The organism is Marinobacter sp. UBA2498 (assembly GCF_002341575.1).
GTDB lineage: Bacteria > Pseudomonadota > Gammaproteobacteria > Pseudomonadales > Oleiphilaceae > Marinobacter > Marinobacter manganoxydans.
On sequence record NZ_DDOI01000021.1, the window covers coordinates 2,514 to 2,951 of the forward strand.

Consider the following 438-nt stretch of genomic DNA (forward strand, 5'->3'; position numbering starts at 1 on the left):
TTTCCGGGTTGGTGTCGTCAAACCGAAGGTTACAGTCGCCGGAAAAGGTCTCGGCGATGCCAAAGTTCAGGCAGATCGATTTGGCGTGACCAATATGCAGGTAGCCATTGGGCTCCGGCGGGAATCGGGTGACCACCTTGCCGGTGTGCTCTCCGCTGGCGATGGCGTCTTCGATCAGGCTCTGGATAAAGTTGTGGGCTTTCTTCGACTCGGCGCTCATACAATCTCTGTTAAAAGGGGAGTGAATCTTAAACCGCGTATTATACTCACAAATCCTTTCCGGACTCATGCATAGCGGGAAAGTCTTGAGTACAATGGGGCCGTTAACGTACCTAACCTTTCTGAACAGGAAAACCTGATGATTCTGCTGAAAACCAACTACGGTGACATCAAGCTGGAACTGGACTACGACAAGGCACCGGAAACCGCCAAAAACTT

The 438-nt window shown here is 51.1% G+C and carries 1 protein-coding gene and 1 pseudogene; one reads left to right on the forward strand and one right to left on the reverse strand.

The window, feature by feature from the left end:
• Positions 1 to 220 (reverse strand): glutamate--tRNA ligase family protein (locus B2W52_RS02040; RefSeq protein WP_286801097.1); only part of this gene is annotated, 220 nt, incomplete at its 3' end.
• 138 nt (positions 221 to 358) lie between these two features.
• Here B2W52_RS02040 and B2W52_RS22210 point away from each other — a divergent pair.
• Positions 359 to 438: pseudogene (locus B2W52_RS22210) on the forward strand (peptidylprolyl isomerase); the annotation flags it as partial.